Origin of the sequence: Cutibacterium avidum ATCC 25577 (assembly GCF_000227295.1) — a bacterium.
Taxonomy (GTDB): Bacteria; Actinomycetota; Actinomycetes; order Propionibacteriales; family Propionibacteriaceae; genus Cutibacterium; species Cutibacterium avidum.
On sequence record NZ_JH165054.1, the window covers coordinates 110,503 to 127,024 of the forward strand.

16 protein-coding genes are annotated in these 16,522 nt (G+C 63.1%); 2 read left to right on the forward strand and 14 right to left on the reverse strand.

Annotation, left to right across the window (positions count from 1 at the left end; translation table 11 throughout):
- Nucleotides 1-304: 304 nt before the first annotated feature.
- Nucleotides 305-568, reverse strand: a complete 264-nt coding sequence (gene rpsO, locus HMPREF9153_RS00510; protein WP_004808673.1) for a 30S ribosomal protein S15 — start codon at nt 566-568, stop codon at nt 305-307.
- A gap of 259 nt (nt 569-827) precedes the next feature.
- Between rpsO and HMPREF9153_RS12515 the strand changes: the two genes are divergently transcribed.
- Nucleotides 828-962, forward strand: coding sequence for a hypothetical protein (locus tag HMPREF9153_RS12515; RefSeq protein WP_256998259.1), 135 nt, complete (start codon nt 828-830; stop codon nt 960-962).
- Between the two features lie 101 nt (nt 963-1,063).
- On the opposite strand, the gene HMPREF9153_RS00515 is transcribed toward HMPREF9153_RS12515, so the two are convergent.
- The 13 genes from HMPREF9153_RS00515 to rimP form a co-directional block, all read right to left on the reverse strand.
- Nucleotides 1,064-2,032: a bifunctional riboflavin kinase/FAD synthetase gene (locus tag HMPREF9153_RS00515; protein ID WP_004808675.1), complete on the reverse strand. Its 969-nt coding sequence runs from the start codon at nt 2,030-2,032 to the stop codon at nt 1,064-1,066.
- Nucleotides 2,033-2,105: 73 nt separating this feature from the next.
- On the reverse strand, nt 2,106-3,113 hold the full coding sequence (locus HMPREF9153_RS00520; RefSeq protein WP_004808676.1) for a glycine betaine ABC transporter substrate-binding protein: 1,008 nt from the start codon (nt 3,111-3,113) through the stop codon (nt 2,106-2,108).
- A 92-nt stretch (nt 3,114-3,205) separates the two neighbouring features.
- Complete coding sequence (locus HMPREF9153_RS00525) at nt 3,206-4,072, reverse strand: ABC transporter permease (protein WP_004808677.1); 867 nt, start codon at nt 4,070-4,072, stop codon at nt 3,206-3,208.
- 5 nt (nt 4,073-4,077) lie between these two features.
- Nucleotides 4,078-5,421: a quaternary amine ABC transporter ATP-binding protein gene (locus HMPREF9153_RS00530; RefSeq protein ID WP_004808678.1), complete on the reverse strand. Its 1,344-nt coding sequence runs from the start codon at nt 5,419-5,421 to the stop codon at nt 4,078-4,080.
- Nucleotides 5,422-5,761: 340 nt separating this feature from the next.
- A complete protein-coding gene (gene truB, locus HMPREF9153_RS00535; RefSeq protein ID WP_004808679.1) occupies nt 5,762-6,658 on the reverse strand; it encodes a tRNA pseudouridine(55) synthase TruB in 897 nt (298 codons plus the stop codon).
- Nucleotides 6,659-6,692: 34 nt separating this feature from the next.
- A complete protein-coding gene (rbfA, locus tag HMPREF9153_RS00540) occupies nt 6,693-7,130 on the reverse strand; it encodes a 30S ribosome-binding factor RbfA (protein ID WP_004808680.1) in 438 nt (145 codons plus the stop codon).
- A gap of 80 nt (nt 7,131-7,210) precedes the next feature.
- Nucleotides 7,211-7,822, reverse strand: coding sequence for a hypothetical protein (locus HMPREF9153_RS00545; protein WP_004808681.1), 612 nt, complete (start codon nt 7,820-7,822; stop codon nt 7,211-7,213).
- A complete protein-coding gene (locus HMPREF9153_RS00550; protein ID WP_004808682.1) occupies nt 7,819-8,991 on the reverse strand; it encodes a hypothetical protein in 1,173 nt (390 codons plus the stop codon). Before HMPREF9153_RS00550 ends, HMPREF9153_RS00545 begins: the two co-directional genes overlap by 4 nt.
- Nucleotides 8,988-9,764, reverse strand: a complete 777-nt coding sequence (locus HMPREF9153_RS00555) for an ATP-binding cassette domain-containing protein (protein ID WP_080564843.1) — start codon at nt 9,762-9,764, stop codon at nt 8,988-8,990. Before HMPREF9153_RS00555 ends, HMPREF9153_RS00550 begins: the two co-directional genes overlap by 4 nt.
- 691 nt (nt 9,765-10,455) lie before the next feature.
- Nucleotides 10,456-13,356, reverse strand: coding sequence for a translation initiation factor IF-2 (gene infB / locus HMPREF9153_RS00560; protein ID WP_004808684.1), 2,901 nt, complete (start codon nt 13,354-13,356; stop codon nt 10,456-10,458).
- 231 nt (nt 13,357-13,587) lie between these two features.
- Entirely contained in the window at nt 13,588-13,824 is a 237-nt protein-coding gene (locus tag HMPREF9153_RS00565) for a YlxR family protein (RefSeq protein ID WP_036901333.1), read from the reverse strand.
- Between the two features lie 89 nt (nt 13,825-13,913).
- Nucleotides 13,914-14,885 (reverse strand): transcription termination factor NusA, encoded by a 972-nt coding sequence (gene nusA / locus HMPREF9153_RS00570; protein ID WP_004808686.1) that lies wholly within the window; start codon nt 14,883-14,885, stop codon nt 13,914-13,916.
- Between the two features lies 1 nt (nt 14,886).
- Nucleotides 14,887-15,423 carry a ribosome maturation factor RimP gene (gene rimP / locus HMPREF9153_RS00575; protein WP_004808687.1) on the reverse strand — a complete coding sequence of 179 codons (537 nt, stop codon included), beginning with the start codon at nt 15,421-15,423 and terminating at the stop codon, nt 14,887-14,889.
- A gap of 144 nt (nt 15,424-15,567) precedes the next feature.
- On the opposite strand from rimP, the gene HMPREF9153_RS00580 reads away from it, so the two are divergent.
- On the forward strand, nt 15,568-16,512 hold the full coding sequence (locus HMPREF9153_RS00580; protein ID WP_004808688.1) for a DUF4439 domain-containing protein: 945 nt from the start codon (nt 15,568-15,570) through the stop codon (nt 16,510-16,512).
- Nucleotides 16,513-16,522: the final 10 nt, after the last annotated feature.

The following is a 16,522-nucleotide window of genomic DNA, read 5'->3' on the forward strand; positions in this document are numbered from 1 at the left end:
CCGCCGCCCGCTGGCGCTCCAGAAGGCGCCTCTTGTAGAACCACACCGGTCTTCGATCGAAGCCGCCGGGACCGTGCCCCGGTGGCCACTACCGAGGACCCATGTGTCATGGGGAGGCAGTCGACGGTTACAGTAATTCTGATTGTGGCTCTCAGTTTAGGTCATCTGTGGTCAATCCCACGAATCCTGGTTTCCAGGCGTTCAGGACGTGGGTACCCGCTTCACGGCATGACCGCATGACTCCGGACATGAAAACGGGGCACCCCCGAAGGGACACCCCGTCAATTCGTGCGATCCGCGGCGCTCAGCGACGCAGACCGAGACGAGCGATGAGCTCGCGGTAGTGCTCGATGTCGTTCTTCGCGATGTAGTTGAGAAGACGACGACGCTGGCCGACCATAAGCATCAGACCACGGCGAGAGTGGTGGTCACCCTTGTGGGCCTTGAGGTGATCAGTGAGCTCGGCGATGCGCTTGGTGAGGATGGCGACCTGGACGTCCGGGGAACCGGTGTCTCCGGGGTGGGTCGCGTACTCTTCGATGATCTTCTTCTTCTCGGCAGCATCCATCTCGGTGGGTTCCTTCCTGTCCGCTGCGCGGCGTCCCCGACGCTCTTACTGCAGGGGACTCTTCCAAGGCCGCGGCCGATCTGACGGCAACTGGGTGAGAGTATCAGCTCTTCCCTGTCGAGTGCGAATTCGCATGTGCCGGACAGCAGCCGGGCATTCCCATGCAGAAGGCGTATCCGACCTGGCGAAGGTTCCGCGGCACAGCACTTCCTCGAAGATCGCGGCACCGATGGTCATGACGATGTACCCACCGACAGCCATGGGGAGTGAACGAGGCGAGGTGGCCCGTCACAACTCCACCGAGGCACAGGGACAGGATACCGAGAGCGGCAACAACGACGGCGGTGACGCGGGGATGACTCGCGACCAGGGATCGGCAACTGGCCACGCCTGAACGACCTTTCGATACATGGTCAGCGGCAACATGGCCTACTGGGTATTCCCACGGCGTTCACACCCGTACCGCCCCCGAACTGCCGGACGTGATTGCCAGCCTCAGGCCAGGATCTTCCGGGCCGCGTCGACGTCGTCGGTCATCTGCGAGATCAGCGGCTCGATACCGTCGAACTTGATCTGCCCACGCAGTCGCTCGGCAAAGGTGACCTTGACGTCGACTCCATAGAGCTCGAGATCATCGCGATCGATGACGTAGGTCTCGACTCGACGCTCAACCCCGTCGAAGGTCGGGTTGGTCCCAACCGAAATTGCAGAGGGGAGTCTGCGACCAGCGTCGGGACCACTGCTCGGCTCCAACCAACCGGCATAGACACCGTCGGCAGGAACAGCACGACCTTCGGGCAGAACAAGGTTCGCCGTCGGGAATCCCAGCTCGCGTCCGCGCTGGTCCCCCATGACGACGACCCCACCGACCTCGAAGGGGCGTCCGAGCAACTCGGCGGCCTCGGCGACATCGCCGGCTGCCACCACCTCGCGAGCCCGGGTCGACGACACCGTGACACCGGAAATGGCGACGAGATCCATGGCATGAACCTCAAAGCGGCCACAGCCAATCTCCGACAGGGCCTGCGGAGTGCCCACGGCGTGACGTCCGAAGCGGAAGTTCTGGCCCACCAAGACATGCTCGGGTTGCAAAGGGCTGATCATTCGCTCGACAAAGGCCGCCGGGGACCAATTCGCGATCTCTGGAGTGAAATTGACCACGCGCACCTCGCTGGCACCGGCCTCCTTCAACCAGTCAATGCGTCGCTCCAGCGGGCACAGCAGGGCCGGGGCCTGGTCAGGGGCCAGGACGGTCAGCGGATGGGGCCAGAAGGTGACGACGACAACGTAACCGTCCGGGTCAAGCCTCTTGGCCTGCTGGACAAGGGCCTGGTGGCCACGGTGCACACCATCGAAGTTTCCGATGACGACGGTTGACGATTCCTCGGGAACAGACACGCCCGGCAGTCTATGGGGACAACCGCCCATGGCCCGAATCCGAAAATCATCACTGGGCGTCGTCATCGCGGAATTGGCAGGCGTCCCACCGCGTCAGGACGCGAGCCGGGCCGCCCACCTGGGCGGCCCGTCCTGCCGATCAGCTCTCGGCGAGTTCGCCGGACTTGAGCTTGTCGACCCACGCCTTGTTGCGCGAGATCCACTCCGCCACGGCCTTCTCCTGGTTCTTGCCTCCGTAGTTCTCCGCGGAGAACATGGTGTTCTCGAGGCTCGAGAGGGTGTTGTCGTCGAAGACCATGTTGCGCACCAGCTGTGCGGCCTTGGGATGATCCTTCTCGAACCCGGGCCTGCCGAAGCTGTAGAGCACCTCAGCCTCGCCCATGGCCTTCTTGGGATCCTTGAGGTCGCGAACCGGGAACGCGCCGTAGGCCCAGTGCGGACGCCACAATGTCACCGCGATGTCCTGGCCGGCGTCGGTGGACTTCTTGAGCTGGGCCAGCATCGCCGGGGTCGACGAGATCTTGAAGTTGATGTTCTTCAAGCCGTACTTCGGAATGGCGGAATCCTTGGTGGCCTTCGTCAGTCCGGCGCCCGCCTCAATGCCGTACAGGGTGTTGTCGTACTCGTCCCCCATGGTCTTGAGGTCGCCAATGGTGCGCGCCTTGGAGTCCTTGTTGACGGCGATGGTGAGTTTGGCGTTGTCATACCAGCAGCCAAGGTTCTCCATCTTGTCGCCGTAGCGCTTGACGTAGTCGGCGTGAGTCAGGGGAAGCCAGCTGTCAGTGATGAGGTCGATGTCACCGGCGACGAGGCCGGCATAGCCCGGGCCGGCGTCGAATCCTTTGATCTTCACCTTGTAACCGTCCTTCTCCAGGACGTTCTTGATGATTCCGGCGGTGGCGAAGGACTCATCCCAGCCGTTGAAGGCACCGATGGTGATCTTGTTGTCATCATCAGTCTTCATGGACGTGGTGTCCTTGGATCCGGCCCCCGGGGTGCAGTCGGCCCACTTCGTGTTGACGTTGTCGGAGCCCGTGTCGGAGCTGCCGGACTCTCCGTTTCCGCTGTTGGTGGCACCGCATCCGGACAGGGCCAAAGCCCCAACCATCAGGGTGGAGGCCGCGGCGATGGCCTTGCGTCGAACCATACTTGTGCTCATCGTTACTCCCTCGTGTTCACGTACGTTCATGTTCTACATGGGACTCAGTCGCCCCTGCTGTGTTCAGCTATCCTTTGCGCTCAGTTGGCGCGCTGTGCCCGGGCGAGCGGGGTGCGATTGGCCAGTCCGTTGGTGATGCGGTCCAGGTAAACGGCCACGACCACCACTGCCAGTCCAGCCTCCATACCCAGACCGATGTCGACCTGAGACAGGGCCGCAACGACGTCGCCGCCAAGACCACCGGCACCGACCATGCCCGACAGCACGACCATGGACAGAGCCAACATGATGACCTGGTTGACGCCGGCCATCACCGTCGGCATGGCCAACGGCATCTGGATACGCCATAGAATGTGACGCGGGCTGGCACCGAAGGCTGCGCCGGCCTCGACCGTCTCGGTGTCGACGCCACGAATACCCAATTCAGTGAACCGCACGCCAGGTGGCAGGGCAAAAATGATCGTCGCGATGGCCCCAGGAACCTGACCGATACCGAAGAGGACGATGACCGGGACCAGGTACGCCAGCGACGGCATCGTCTGCATGAAGTCGAGAATCGGCTTGATGATGGCCGAGAATCGCTTCGACTTGGCAGCCCAGATCCCCAGTGGAATCGCCAGGATGAGGGCCAGGATCACGGCCACCACGACCAGGGACAAGGTTTGCATGGTGTTGTTCCACTGATCCATGGCCCGGACCAGGTAGAAGCCGATGAGCGCGAAGAGGCCCACCTTCCAGTTGGCACAGGCCCAGCCGATGGCGGCGAGGACGACCATCATGACCAGGTACAGCGGCTTGGACAGGACGAGGTTGAGCCCATCGTACATACCGCCGATGACGACGTTGGTGAAGGTGATGAGCCAGTCAAAGGCGTGCTGGAACCAATCGAAGAAGGTCTCGATCCAGCTTCCCAGCGGAATACGGGGGTTGGCGAAATTGAAGCTCATCTCGATCAGGCCTCCTTCTCGGTGATCGGGGCGGATGCGACCGTCGCGGTCGTCGTCTGGTCAGCAGGCGGGAGACCGACGGGATCTCCGACATCCTTGATGACAGGCAACTTCCCAGTGTCTTCCAGGGACATCACGGATCCTTCGGACACCTTGTCCTGGGACCTCGACATGGAGTCGAGCAGAGCGACTCGGGAAATGACGCCCATGAGGTGGAAGTCCTCGTCGACGACGGCGAGAGGCACTCGCGCATCCTTCGACGGAGCGAACAACTCGGACAGCGGGGTGTCAGTGCGAACAGTGAGGATGCCGCTGGTCTCGACGACTGCCGCGATGCTGCGGTCGCCACGGCGAACAGCCTCGATGACCTCCTGGTCCCCAACCATGCCGAGCAGACGACGGTGCTCGTCGACGACGAAGACGCCAGCCCAATCACGCTGATCCATGATGCGCTGGACACGGCGGGGACCTGCCGACCTGGAGACGACGGCCTCGGTGGGTCGCATGACAGCCGACGCCGTCAGAACCCGACTGCGATCGACATCCTGGACGAAGTCAGCGACGTAGTCGTCGGCCGGCTGGGTGAGGATCTCGTCAGAGGTACCGATCTGAGCAACACGACCATTGCGCATGACCGCGATGTGATCGCCGAGGTACATGGCCTCGTTGAGGTCGTGGGTGATGAAGATGATCGTCTTGTTGAGGGTGCCCTGCAGCTCGAGGAGCTGATCCTGCATCTCACGACGGATGAGCGGGTCAAGAGCGGAGAAGGCCTCGTCCATGAGAAGGATGTCAGTCTCCGCGGCGAGGGCACGAGCCAACCCGACACGCTGCTGCATACCACCTGAGAGCTGACGGGGGTACTTGCCACCCCAGCCGTTGAGACCCACGGTCCGCAGCCACTCATCGGCCTTCTCGAGGCGGTCCTTCGGCTTGAGCTTACCCTGCAACTTCAGCCCGTAAGCCGCGTTCTCGCGAACAGTCAGATGAGGAAGAAGGGCGAAATGCTGGAATACCATCGACACATGGTCGCGACGAAGCTCCCGCAATTGGGAGTCGTTCATGTCAGAGACAACTTTTCCGGCCACCTCGACGGTGCCCTCGGAGGGCGCCCACAACCCGTTGATCATCCGGATGAGGGTGGACTTTCCGGACCCTGAGAGGCCCATGACGACGAAGGTCTCTCCCTTGGCGACCTCCAAGCTGACATCGATGACAGCCGCCGTACCGAGAGAGGCAAGATCTTCTCGAGACTCCCCTGCTTTGAGTCTTTCGATCACTTCTCGTTCGTGTTTACCGAAAACCTTGTACAGATGGGATGCTCGAACCAAATCCACGTCGTACGGCACCTTTCACATGGGCGATGGAGTCAAAAAGGGGGTAGTTGAAAACAACTCATGCGGATCACGAGGGCACCACGACCTCGCGTCACGGTGCCGTGAACCGCCTAAAAATCACGTCTCCCCCAGCGCAAAATAGCTATTTGAAGCTATCACGTCATATTTACACCTGCAACCAGAAGGAATTGTCGCCGTGACTAAATTAATTTCAATGAATACTTGGTAATATCCTGCTTCAGCAGCATGAGTACCAAATAATTCAAACCCATGTGGGATATGTCACGCCACATGATGGTGTCAGTCTGACCGCATCCTGACAGGCTCACACGCACCTGTGACTGTACTGTGGTCAAACCAGCACACAGATTGCGCGACTCCGTTCCTTTTTCTCGCCATCTGGCCGATAAAGGGCCAACATCTCTCCGGTTCGGGCGACCATCGCGGTCACGTCAGCGGGGACGGTCAGGTCCAGACGTCGTCCGACCCGAATGGCAGCTTCCTGGTCATCGGTGACCTCGACGACGGGGAAGCTCAGCCCGGCAGCCTCAGCCATCGTCATCGGGGTCGGGGCGACCGCATCATCGGCAAAGATGTCAGGGCAAGCCGCGGTGAGGTCGAAAGGTCCGATCCGGGTTCGCCGCAACGCAGTGAGGTGACCCCCCACTCCAAGATCGGCACCCACGTCACGGGCCAGGGCCCTCACATAGGTGCCGGAAGAACAGGTGACCTCGACGTCGACGTCGATCACCTCCCCATGGCGTCGTATCTCAGTGGCCTCGAATCGGGAGACGGTCACCGCACGCGGTTTCAGGACGACGTCTTCCCCGGCACGCACCTTGGCGTAAGCGCGCTGACCGTTGATCTTGATTGCGCTGACGGCGGTGGGAACCTGCTGGATCTCACCGGTTTGGCGTGCCATCGCGGCGATGATGGCCTCGTCGTCGATCCCGGATGCATCGATGGCGCCGGTGGAATCCCCCTCGGCGTCGTCGGTGACGGTACTCACCCCCAGCTTCATCGTGGCGGTGTAGTCCTTGTCCTGCAGGGACAGATGGCCGAGGAGTCGGGTGGCGCGATTGACGCCGACAACGAGAACCCCGGTGGCCATGGGGTCCAGGGTTCCGGCATGCCCGACCTTGCGGGTGCCCATGAGTCGACGCACCCGTCCGACGACCTGGTGCGAGGTGACGCCGGCGGGTTTGTCAACGACGAGGACGCCAGAGGGAACGTCAGGATTTCCCTTCATCGGCCAACCTCAAGACGCGCCGAAAGCACGGTCGTCACTCGGCCTCGTCCTCGTCGCGGTGACGGTAGGGGTCAGCCTCACCGGCAGGCATGGCACCTTGGGAGCGTCGAGCGATCTCGGCATCAGAAGCGGCAGCTCGTGCCAGGGCGTCCTCGATCGACTTGGCGGTCTCAGGAGTGGCATCACGCACGAAGGTCAGGGTCGGGGCGTAGCGCAACTTGAGCCTCTTGCCGACGGTGGAGCGCAGCATGCCCTTGGCCGACTCGAGAGCGGCAGCCGTGCCGGCGATCTCCTTGTCGGTACCCATCGCGGTCCAGAACAAAGTGGCGTCACGGGAGTCCCCGGTCAGACGCACATCGGTGATCGTCACGAAGCCCAGGCGGGGATCCTTGACACGGCGCTCAAGGGTCTCGGCCACCACGACTCGGATCTGATCGGCTAACTTGGCGACACGCGGATTCGGTGTGTTCATGATCTCTCCTCGCCATCGGTGTCCTGAGCGGATCAACCATTTTTGCACACCGTCCCCACCGACGCACGCGGCAACCAGTGTCAACGCGGGGGTCCGGGGGTACGCCACTGCAGCACCATCCCGACGACGACCAACGCGGCCGAAACGGCCAGGCTCAGGGGGGCGAGAGGGCTCTGGTTCAGCAGCGCCCACCAGTAGGGAGTCGCCGCGGAATCCTTCGTGCCGATGACCCAGCACGACAGGACGAAGATGGTTCCCGGCAGCCACGCCCAGGCCACCGACAGCACAACGCTAGCGACCATCGCCAGTCCCACCAGCAGGGCCTGGTTGCGCGCGAACCACAGCACCCACCACTGAGAATCGGGCTGGTCACAATTGAACAGCACGACCCATGCCACTGGCCACACCAGAACGATGACGGCCCACACCACCCTCATGGCGCGAATGGGGCGGTCGGGGAAGGCCTGTTCTCGTTGCGGGTCCGGGGAGGAGAACAACACGGAGGCGAGGATGCCACTCAGGCTCGAGGACCCCAGCCCCACATCAACTGACCTGCTGCCGGCAAACGGAACGTTGACGAGGTCGCCACCAAGCTGATGGGCACAGACCACTCCCACTGCCAGGTAGACCACCACGGCCACCAGACCGCGACTGCGCAGGAACCATCCAAAGGAGGGCAGCCGACGCATCATTGGCAAGCCCTTACCCGTGACACCATGGATCGCAACGAGTCCGGAGCGAGGGGTTGACCGTCCATGACCGACACCAGCGCGTCGTCAAAGTTCTCGAGCGCCCCGTCACACTGTGAGGAGCTGGAATCCTCGACTCCCAACAGATTGTCGACCAGCAGGGGCCCGGTGAGATCCGTAGCCCATTCGCTCGCCGTGGACGAGGTCGACACCTGCGTCCACACCGGCAGGTACCCGGACCGGCCAGGCCCTCCCTCGGGGGCGTAGACAATGCGTCTCTGGACCCCGCTGGCCATCAGGAGGTCATCCACACGACCCATCGCCGTCGCATACTCCTCCAGCCGCCAGGACATGTCACCGGAGACGCATGCCATTGATCCGTGCCTACCGGCCTCACGGCACCGCCAATCACCCGTGGATTCCCACACATCCTCCAACTGAATCGTCGCTGTAGCGCCAACGGCAATCACTGCCACCAGAATCGCCGCACCGAGCCACCGCCACCAATGCCCACCACCGGGCGTCGTGACCACGGTCACGAGCAGCAACGAGACGACGATGACGGCACAATCGAGTCCGGCCCACAACACGATGGCCTGCCAGGTGAGGTGCGAGGGGGCGCCGTCGATGGCCGCCGGACCGGACCACCCAATGAGCAGATCCGCAGCCCCAGGAATGGTCGACGTCACACAGTAGACTCCAATGGCAGCGACTGCGGCGAGCAGATAGGAACCAGCCACCACTCCAAGGACGGCCCCAAGGGCCAAAAACGCCGTAGCGGCCATGGCTGTGAGGACCGGACCCATCACGAGTCGCGGATCGGCGTCACCGGCGGCCAGCCACGCCAGGACAGCTACCGTCACACCTGCCGACAGGAGCAGAACGACTCCGACACCCACGACCCAGATGGTGACGATGGCGGAGGTGGCACTGCGCGGCCAGGCTCGGGACGTAGTCGTAACCCCGGTGCGGCGAAGACGGGCACCGTAGGCTGCCCCAGCTGCGCAGCACAGCGGAGACAGGATGACCGTGTCCACCGAGAAACTCCCCGTGGTCAAGGCGAAGAACTTCCACGCATGGTGATACATCTGCAGCAGTCCGACGCTCGTGGCGATCCACAGCACGGCAAGCCCCAGCCCGGACCAGACGGCCTGCCGACAGCAGGTTTTCATCGGTCCTCCTCGGAGAGCCCGGACTCTGCGCGACCCTGCATCAGGTACAGATAGCCCCGCTCAGCCACTGTCAAATGGTCCTGTGAATCGGACTCCCCTGCTGCGGCCATCAATTCGGGCAACGTACCGCTCCAGGTTATGCGCCCCGCATCGACCAGATGCACCCGGTCTGCGGACAGGGCGACGTCATCCATGAGATGAGTGGACAGGACGACGACCCGTGAAGCTGCTTGCTCGACCACGTGACGGCGAAATGAGATGCGCTCCCCTGGGTCCAGGCCCACGGTGGGCTCGTCAAGGATAAGTATCTCGGGGTCGTGGACCAGAGCCGCCGCGAGGAAGACCCGACGCCTCTGGCCACCCGACAGGGTGCCGATGGACTGGCGGGCAAATTGATCAATGTTCAGTTCGGACATGACGGCTTGACAGCGCCGCTCAATATCAGCTGAGGATACTCGATACATACGTGCGCAGAATGCAAGAAAGTCCTCGACGGCCCACGACGGCGACCACGAGCATTCCTGCGGAACATAACCCACATGCGACCGATATCGTGAATACTCACCGCGCCGCGCTATCAATCTGCCATTTCGACGCAATGTCCCGCATTTCGGTGTGGTGGTTCCAGTAAGTATCCCGAGCATGGTCGTCTTACCTGCGCCATTGGGACCTATGAGGGCACTCACTCCGACAGGAAAGGAAACCGACACCGGACCGAGTTGCCAGCCAGAGCGATACCGGACCACCACATCGTCAAGGCCAACTGCACTCATATTCACCAATTCAGCTCAGAACTGCATGAGTCATGTCGAAGCACAAGATCTACGCACAGCTTGGACGAGCGCCGCCAGCCACCTCTTTCATTGCGACCAACATGAATCTTAGCACCCGCAGTGTATACCTTCGATTTTCCACTAACCAAACGACCAGTGGTTCCTGATGCGCTCGTTCTCAAAACTTTTGGAATACAGTTCGCACCCGGCATGGGCTGGCATTTGTAATAAAGAACGGATGCGTCGACCTTTCCGTAACCGCCCCTGTCGGACTTCTTGTGCCCTGAGACACTGAAGATGCATTGAGCCTTCGAATGCCAGACGCCATCCGATGACATGACGGCTCGCTTGTATCCTCGGGTTTTTCCTGATGCTGTCGCCGATCCTCCCTTGACAGACAAGTTCTTCCACGTTGTCATAGGAGTCGCCCTGGCGGTGTCTGCAAATCCCGGTAGGGCAAAGAACAAGCCAAGGATAGACACCGCAGATATCAACAAAACTACAATTCGGCTCTTTTGTACATTCATCAACCATCCATCCAAAAGAATACGCAAGGGGGCAAGGCCAGCCTCTTTGCCGACCGAGCAGGGGGATTTTATCATTCGGGTGACGATGGGTCAAGTAGTCGGGAACACACGAACGGGGCGACCACGCTTCCACGTGGACGCCCCGTTCAGGACAGTGACCAAGCTCAGTCGCGAGGCTTCTCCACCATCTCGTAGCACTGGACCTCGTCGCCGACGCGGATGTCGGAGTAGTTGGTCAGGGTCAGACCACACTCGTAACCCTCACGCACCTCGGTGACGGCATCCTTCTCGCGCTGCAGCGTGTTGATCTCGGTCTCCTGGATCACCACGCCGTCGCGGACGAGACGGGCCTTGGCATGACGACGGATGGTGCCGTCGGTGATCATGCAGCCCGCGATCGTTCCAACCTTCGAGGAGCGGAAGATCTGGCGGATCTCCGCGGTGCCCATTGCCTTCTCCTCGTAGATCGGCTTGAGCATGCCTCGCAAGGCGGCCTCGATCTCGTCGATGGCGTCGTAGATGACCGAGTAGTACCGAATGTCGACGTTCTCCTCGTCGGCCATGCGCTGGGCATGAGCGGTCGGGCGAACGTTGAAGCCCACGATGACGGCGTTGGAGGCGGCAGCCAGCGAGACGTTGGTCTCGGTGATGGCACCGACACCACGGTCGATGACGCGCAGGTCAACCTCGTCGCCCACGTCGATCTTGGCCAGGGCATCCTCCAAGGCCTCGACCGAGCCGGCGCCGTCACCCTTGAGGATGAGCAGCAGCTCCTCGGTCTCGCCCTTCTCGAGCTGCTCGAACAGCTGGTCGAGGGTCTTGCGACGCGACGACTTGGCCTGCTGGGCAGCACGCATCCGAGCCTCACGCTTCTCGGCGATCTGGCGAGCCATCCGGTCATCGTCGACGACCAGGAAGTTGTCGCCGGCGCCCGGCACCGAGGTGAGGCCGAGCACCTGCACCGGGGCGGCCGGCGCAGCCTCGTCGACGCTCTCGCCCTGATCGTTGATCATGGCGCGCACACGTCCGTAGGCAGACCCAGCAACGATGGAATCACCGATGTGCAGGGTTCCGCGCTGGATGAGGGCGGTGGCCACCGGGCCACGACCCTTGTCAAGGTGGGCCTCGATGGCAACACCCTGAGCAGCCATGTCCGGGTTGGCACGCAGGTCCAGCGCCGCGTCAGCGGTCAGGACGATGGCCTCGAGGAGGTCGTCAAGACCCTCGTGGGTACGAGCGGAGACGTTGACGAACATCGTGTCACCGCCGTACTCCTCAGGAACCAAGCCGTACTCGGTGAGCTGTCCGCGCACCTTGTCCGGATCGGATTCCGGCTTGTCGATCTTGTTGACGGCCACGACGATCGGCACATCGGCAGCCTTGGCGTGGTTCAACGCCTCAACGGTCTGCGGCATGACGCCGTCATCAGCAGCAACAACCAGCACCGCGATGTCGGTGGACTTGGCGCCACGAGCACGCATGGCCGTGAAGGCCTCGTGACCCGGCGTGTCGATGAAGGTGATGGCGCGCTCGACGTCGTCGACCTCGGTCTCGACCTGGTAAGCACCGATGGCCTGGGTGATGCCACCGGCCTCGCCCTCCACCACATGAGTGTGACGCAGGGCGTCCAGCAGCTTCGTCTTGCCGTGGTCGACGTGGCCCATCACGGTGACGACCGGTGGACGTGCGACGAGATCCTCCTCATCGCCCTCGTTCTCGCCGAACTCAAGGTCGAAGGACTCCAGCAGCTCGCGATCCTCGTCCTCCGGGGACACGACCTGAATGTCATAGTTGAGCTCGCCGCCCAGGATCTCCAGGGTGTCGTCGGACACCGACTGGGTGGCAGTCACCATCTCGCCAAGGTTGAACAGCACCTGCACGAGCTGCGCCGGCTCGGCATTGACCTTCTCGGCGAGATCGGTCAGCGAGGCACCACGACGCAGTCGGATGGTCTCACCATTGCCCTTGCGGACGCGCACACCGCCGACCAGCGGCGCCTGCATCTCGTCGAACTCTTGCCTGCGCTGCTTGCGGGACTTGCGACCACGACGGGAACCACCACGGCCAAAGGCACCCTGGGTGCCGCGACCACCGCGACCACCGCGACCACCGCCGACGGGACCGCGAGGTCCTCCGCCGAAGCCACCGCCGAAACCGCCACCACGGGATCCACCGCGACCACGGCCACCGCCGCGTCCACCACGACCAGTACTTGCCTGACCAATCTGGGAGGACTGGTGCTTCGGCATCATGGCCGGGTTCGGACGAGGCATACCGGAACCGCCACGCGATCCCTGGCTGCCGCCCGGACGCGGCATACGCTCGCCCTGACCTGAACGAGGAGCTCCACCGGAGCGCCGCCCGCCCTCAGGGCGATGACGGGACTGGCCCATTCCCTGGCTGGAGGCGAACGGGTTGTTCCCGGGACGCGGGGTTCCGGTACGACGACCAGCACCCGGACGCGGACCGGGGCGAGCACCCGACGGCAGCCCGCCGGATCCCCCCGGGCGCGGGCCCGGACGGGCACCCGGCTTCGGGGTGGCAGGCTTGGCCGACCCACCAGGCTTGGGGCCGGGGGTCGGTGCATGGGGCTTGGCGGCGTTCTGACCAGGCTTGGGAGCCGGCTTGGCGTCGCTCTTCGGTGCCGGGGTCTCCTGCTTCTTGGAGCCACCGGAAGACTTCATGAGACCCGGACGCGGAGTCGCACTGGTGCGAGCTGCAGAGCTGCGCCCAGGCTTCGGGCCTCCGCTGGAACCGGGACGGGGACCAGGCGCCGGCTTCGGCGCGGGGCCCGGCTTGGGACCGGGAATCGGCTTGGCCGACGGGGTCTCCTTGGACTTTCCCTTGGATGCTGCCTGCGACTTGCGAGCCGCAGGCTTCGCGGGCTTGGCGTCGCCAGTCGGTTCAGCCGAACCGATCTGGTCACGCAGTCGCCGCACAACTGGTGCCTCAATGGTTGAGGAAGCCGAACGGACGAACTCGCCCATGTCGTTGAGCTTCCCCAGAAGCTGCTTGCTTGACAGTCCGAGCTCCTTCGCGAGCTCATAGACGCGGACCTTGGCCACTACTCTCCTTCGGGCCCGGCCGCGGTGGACCTGGGCCTAGTTGTTGTGAATCCTCATTGGTGCGAACTCATCGAGTGTTCATGAGCTTGTGCCCACTTCCTATTCAGTCCCTTCGAGCCAGAATGACCGACCGTCCAGGGACACGATTCGGTGAGGCCGCCGGACCTCCCGGCGGACATGCAGGAACAACTTTACCGAAACTGTCCTGTTGAGCCCAATTCACCGCGTTGGTCACTTGCACCCACCAATCTGGTCGACGGTCACCCGCTGACGAAAGGATCGCGCGAATCCCCCGGCCACGGCGCGCTTCCAGCACTCATCGTCAAGATGGACGTGAGCTCCCCTTCCAGCTGCACTGCCAGTCAGGTCTGCCACGACGACCCCGTCAATCAGCACATAACGCCTCATGTGGGCTGGATCGTCGACGCGTCGGCATCCGACGCAGGTGCGTTGGGGTCGTCTGATCACCCGACAACCCTAGGCCAGAGGGAGGGACAAAGGCACGACGCCCGACCTTCGCGGGGAAGGTCGGACGTCGTCGGCTACCTCAAGCGGTCTCAGACCTGGTTGTCAGGACGGATGTCAATACGCCACCCGGTGAGACGAGCTGCCAGACGGGCGTTCTGGCCCTCACGTCCAATGGCCAGGGAGAGCTGGTAGTCCGGGACAACGGCCCTGGCAGCCTTGGCCTTGGGATCGATGACCGTCACCGACGCCACCTTGGCAGGCGAGAGAGCCGCACCCACGAACTCGCCGGGATCCTCCGACCAGTCGATGATGTCGATCTTCTCCTCGCCCAACTCATGCATGACGGCGCGCACTCGCTGACCCATCGGTCCGATGCAGGCGCCCTTGGCCGAGACGTCGGGATTGTGGGAAACGACGGCGATCTTGGAGCGGTGACCGGCCTCACGAGCCAGGGCCTTGATCTCGACGACACCCTGTTCGATCTCCGGTACCTCCATGGCGAAGAGCTTGCGCACCAGGTTCGGGTGGGTGCGTGAGACGATCACCTGCGGGCCGCGGGCCTCCTTCCGCACTGCCACGACGTAGACACGAATACGACGGCCATGCGAGTAGTCCTCACCGGGAACCTGCTCAGCCGGGGGCATGATGCCCTCGAGGGCGCCCAGATCGACGCGAACCGTGCGGGTGTCGCGGTAGGACTGCTGGACCACGCCAGTGATGACGTCACCCTCGACCGCCGCAAAATGGCCGTACTTCTGCTCGTCCTCGGCCTCGCGCAGACGCTGGAAGATCACCTGGCGAGCCGTCGAGGCAGCCACGCGCCCGAAGTCATCGGGGGTGCCGTCGTACCAGCCGACGATCTCCCCCTCCTCGTCCTTCTCCGGGATCATGACGGCGACGTTCCCGGTCTTGCGGTCGAGCTGGACCTTGGCACCCTTCGCAGGAGCATCCGTCTTGTCGTAGGCATTGAGGAGAGCATCCTCCAAGGTCGTCAGCAGGTAATCGAGCGGGATGTCCTTGTCCTGCTCGATCATGCGCAGGGTCGACAGGTCGATGTCCATCTCAGTTCTCCTCCTCCGACGCCTGTGCGTCGCGACGATTGAGCTCCACCTGCACGATGGCCTTCGCCACGTCAGCCAGCTGGACCTCGCGGGTGGTGCACACGGGCTTGTGAGGCTTCGAGTTCTCTGCCTCGACCTCGAGGGTGACCTTCTCCTCCGTGGCCGCGATGATGCGGCCATCGAAGGTCTCCCCGGATTTCTGCCCCTCGGCTGGGTTGAGGGCGAACCGCACCAAGCGTCCGACGTTGCGTCGGTAGTGACGTGGCTGGGTCAACGGAGTGGAGACACCACGCGAAGACACCTCGAGGGTGTACGGCGACTCCCCCATGGCATCGGCATCATCGAGGCAGCGGGAAATCTCGGCAGTGGCCTCGGAGATCTCGTCAAGGCTGGGTCCGTGGCCGTCAGGGCCATCCCCGTCGACCGTCACTCGTACCAGGCGACGTCGTCCGGCAGGCACGGCCTCGACGCGATCGAGTTCGAGCCCGAGCTGGGACACGACCGGTTCCAGCAGGCTGGTGAGCCTCTCTGCATTCATCTGTGTCTCATCCTGTTGTCGTTGCAAATTGTCCGCACCGAGTCTAGCCGCTCAGTCCTGTCACCTGGATGTCATCGCCTCCCCACCTGGGTGATCCCTGGTGTCAGGTCGGAGGTATAGCTTCAGTATGGATAGGGTGAGCACATGATCGCTCGGAGAACCCTTCTTGCCAGTGGAGCCAGTCTCGTCGCCGTCGGGCTGGCAGGTTGCGATCATGAGTCCGGCAAGAGGACGATCCCGGTGCGCTCAACCATTGCCAGCGCAACCCCACAACGTCGCGATGCCGTGTCCCAGGAAGCCCTTCTGGCGCAGTTGGCGACGAAAGCCGCGAGTACCGTCGGTGGCAGCCGGAAGGTGATGTACCAGCGCGTCGCCGCTGCCCATCATCGGCATTGTCAGGTGCTGAGCCAGACTGACCCCTTCTCCGGAAACACAGGCTCTCCATCCCCCTCGGTCTCACCTTCACCGTTGACCGCCGGACAGGGATCGCCAGTTGCCTTGCTGCAGCGTCACGAAAAGGCTGCCGCTACCCAATATCTGTCGAATTGCCGAGCCGCAGGTGACCCCTCGGAATCCCTGGTGTGGGCCAGTCTCTCGGTGTTCTGCTCAGCTTTCGACCCCGACGCCCCCGCTCCACGTCCCACGCCCAAGGTTGTCCCGGTCTCCGTCGGACAGGAACCTCTCGTCAATGCCCAGCAGGCGCTCCTGACCCATCTCAATGCCCTCGTGGCAGGCCTGGAATGGGGTATCGGTCGCCTTGCCGAGGGAGACCCGCTTCGCGCCTGGGGATGGCGGCGACGCGACCAGGTCATCGCCCAGCGCGCCGAGGTCCGTCGGGGAATCCGCGAGGCCTCTGCCACCCCGACCCCTGATCTGCCTGGCTACCCCATGTCGACACCTCCTGCCAATGCGGCAGCGACCCGTTCACTGTGGTCCGACTTGGAAGACAACGTGCTGTCTGGCTGGGGCCGGGTGACAGCCGCGAGCCCGGCGCCAGCACGTCCGCACGCCGTCGCCGCTATGGCCAGCCAGACTGAGGTCCTTGCCCATCTGGGCACTGGGGTGACGATCTGGCCCGGCTGGGTGTGAGCAGGAAGCC

Bases quoted from the DNA above. Each gene is read 5' to 3' on its own strand.
- HMPREF9153_RS00555 (WP_080564843.1), bottom strand. From the start codon at position 9,764: ATGAGTGCAGTTGGCCTTGACGATGTGGTGGTCCGGTATCGCTCTGGC.
- HMPREF9153_RS00515 (WP_004808675.1), bottom strand. From the start codon at position 2,032: ATGACGACGCCCAGTGATGATTTTCGGATTCGGGCCATGGGCGGTTGT.
- HMPREF9153_RS00520 (WP_004808676.1), bottom strand. From the start codon at position 3,113: ATGGTTCGACGCAAGGCCATCGCCGCGGCCTCCACCCTGATGGTTGGG.
- rpsO (WP_004808673.1), bottom strand. From the start codon at position 568: ATGGATGCTGCCGAGAAGAAGAAGATCATCGAAGAGTACGCGACCCAC.
- nusA (WP_004808686.1), bottom strand. From the start codon at position 14,885: ATGGACATCGACCTGTCGACCCTGCGCATGATCGAGCAGGACAAGGAC.
- HMPREF9153_RS00545 (WP_004808681.1), bottom strand. From the start codon at position 7,822: ATGATGCGTCGGCTGCCCTCCTTTGGATGGTTCCTGCGCAGTCGCGGT.
- HMPREF9153_RS00525 (WP_004808677.1), bottom strand. From the start codon at position 4,072: ATGAGCTTCAATTTCGCCAACCCCCGTATTCCGCTGGGAAGCTGGATC.
- rbfA (WP_004808680.1), bottom strand. From the start codon at position 7,130: ATGAACACACCGAATCCGCGTGTCGCCAAGTTAGCCGATCAGATCCGA.
- HMPREF9153_RS00550 (WP_004808682.1), bottom strand. From the start codon at position 8,991: ATGAAAACCTGCTGTCGGCAGGCCGTCTGGTCCGGGCTGGGGCTTGCC.
- HMPREF9153_RS12515 (WP_256998259.1), top strand. From the start codon at position 828: ATGGGGAGTGAACGAGGCGAGGTGGCCCGTCACAACTCCACCGAGGCA.
- HMPREF9153_RS00580 (WP_004808688.1), top strand. From the start codon at position 15,568: ATGATCGCTCGGAGAACCCTTCTTGCCAGTGGAGCCAGTCTCGTCGCC.
- truB (WP_004808679.1), bottom strand. From the start codon at position 6,658: ATGAAGGGAAATCCTGACGTTCCCTCTGGCGTCCTCGTCGTTGACAAA.
- rimP (WP_004808687.1), bottom strand. From the start codon at position 15,423: ATGAATGCAGAGAGGCTCACCAGCCTGCTGGAACCGGTCGTGTCCCAG.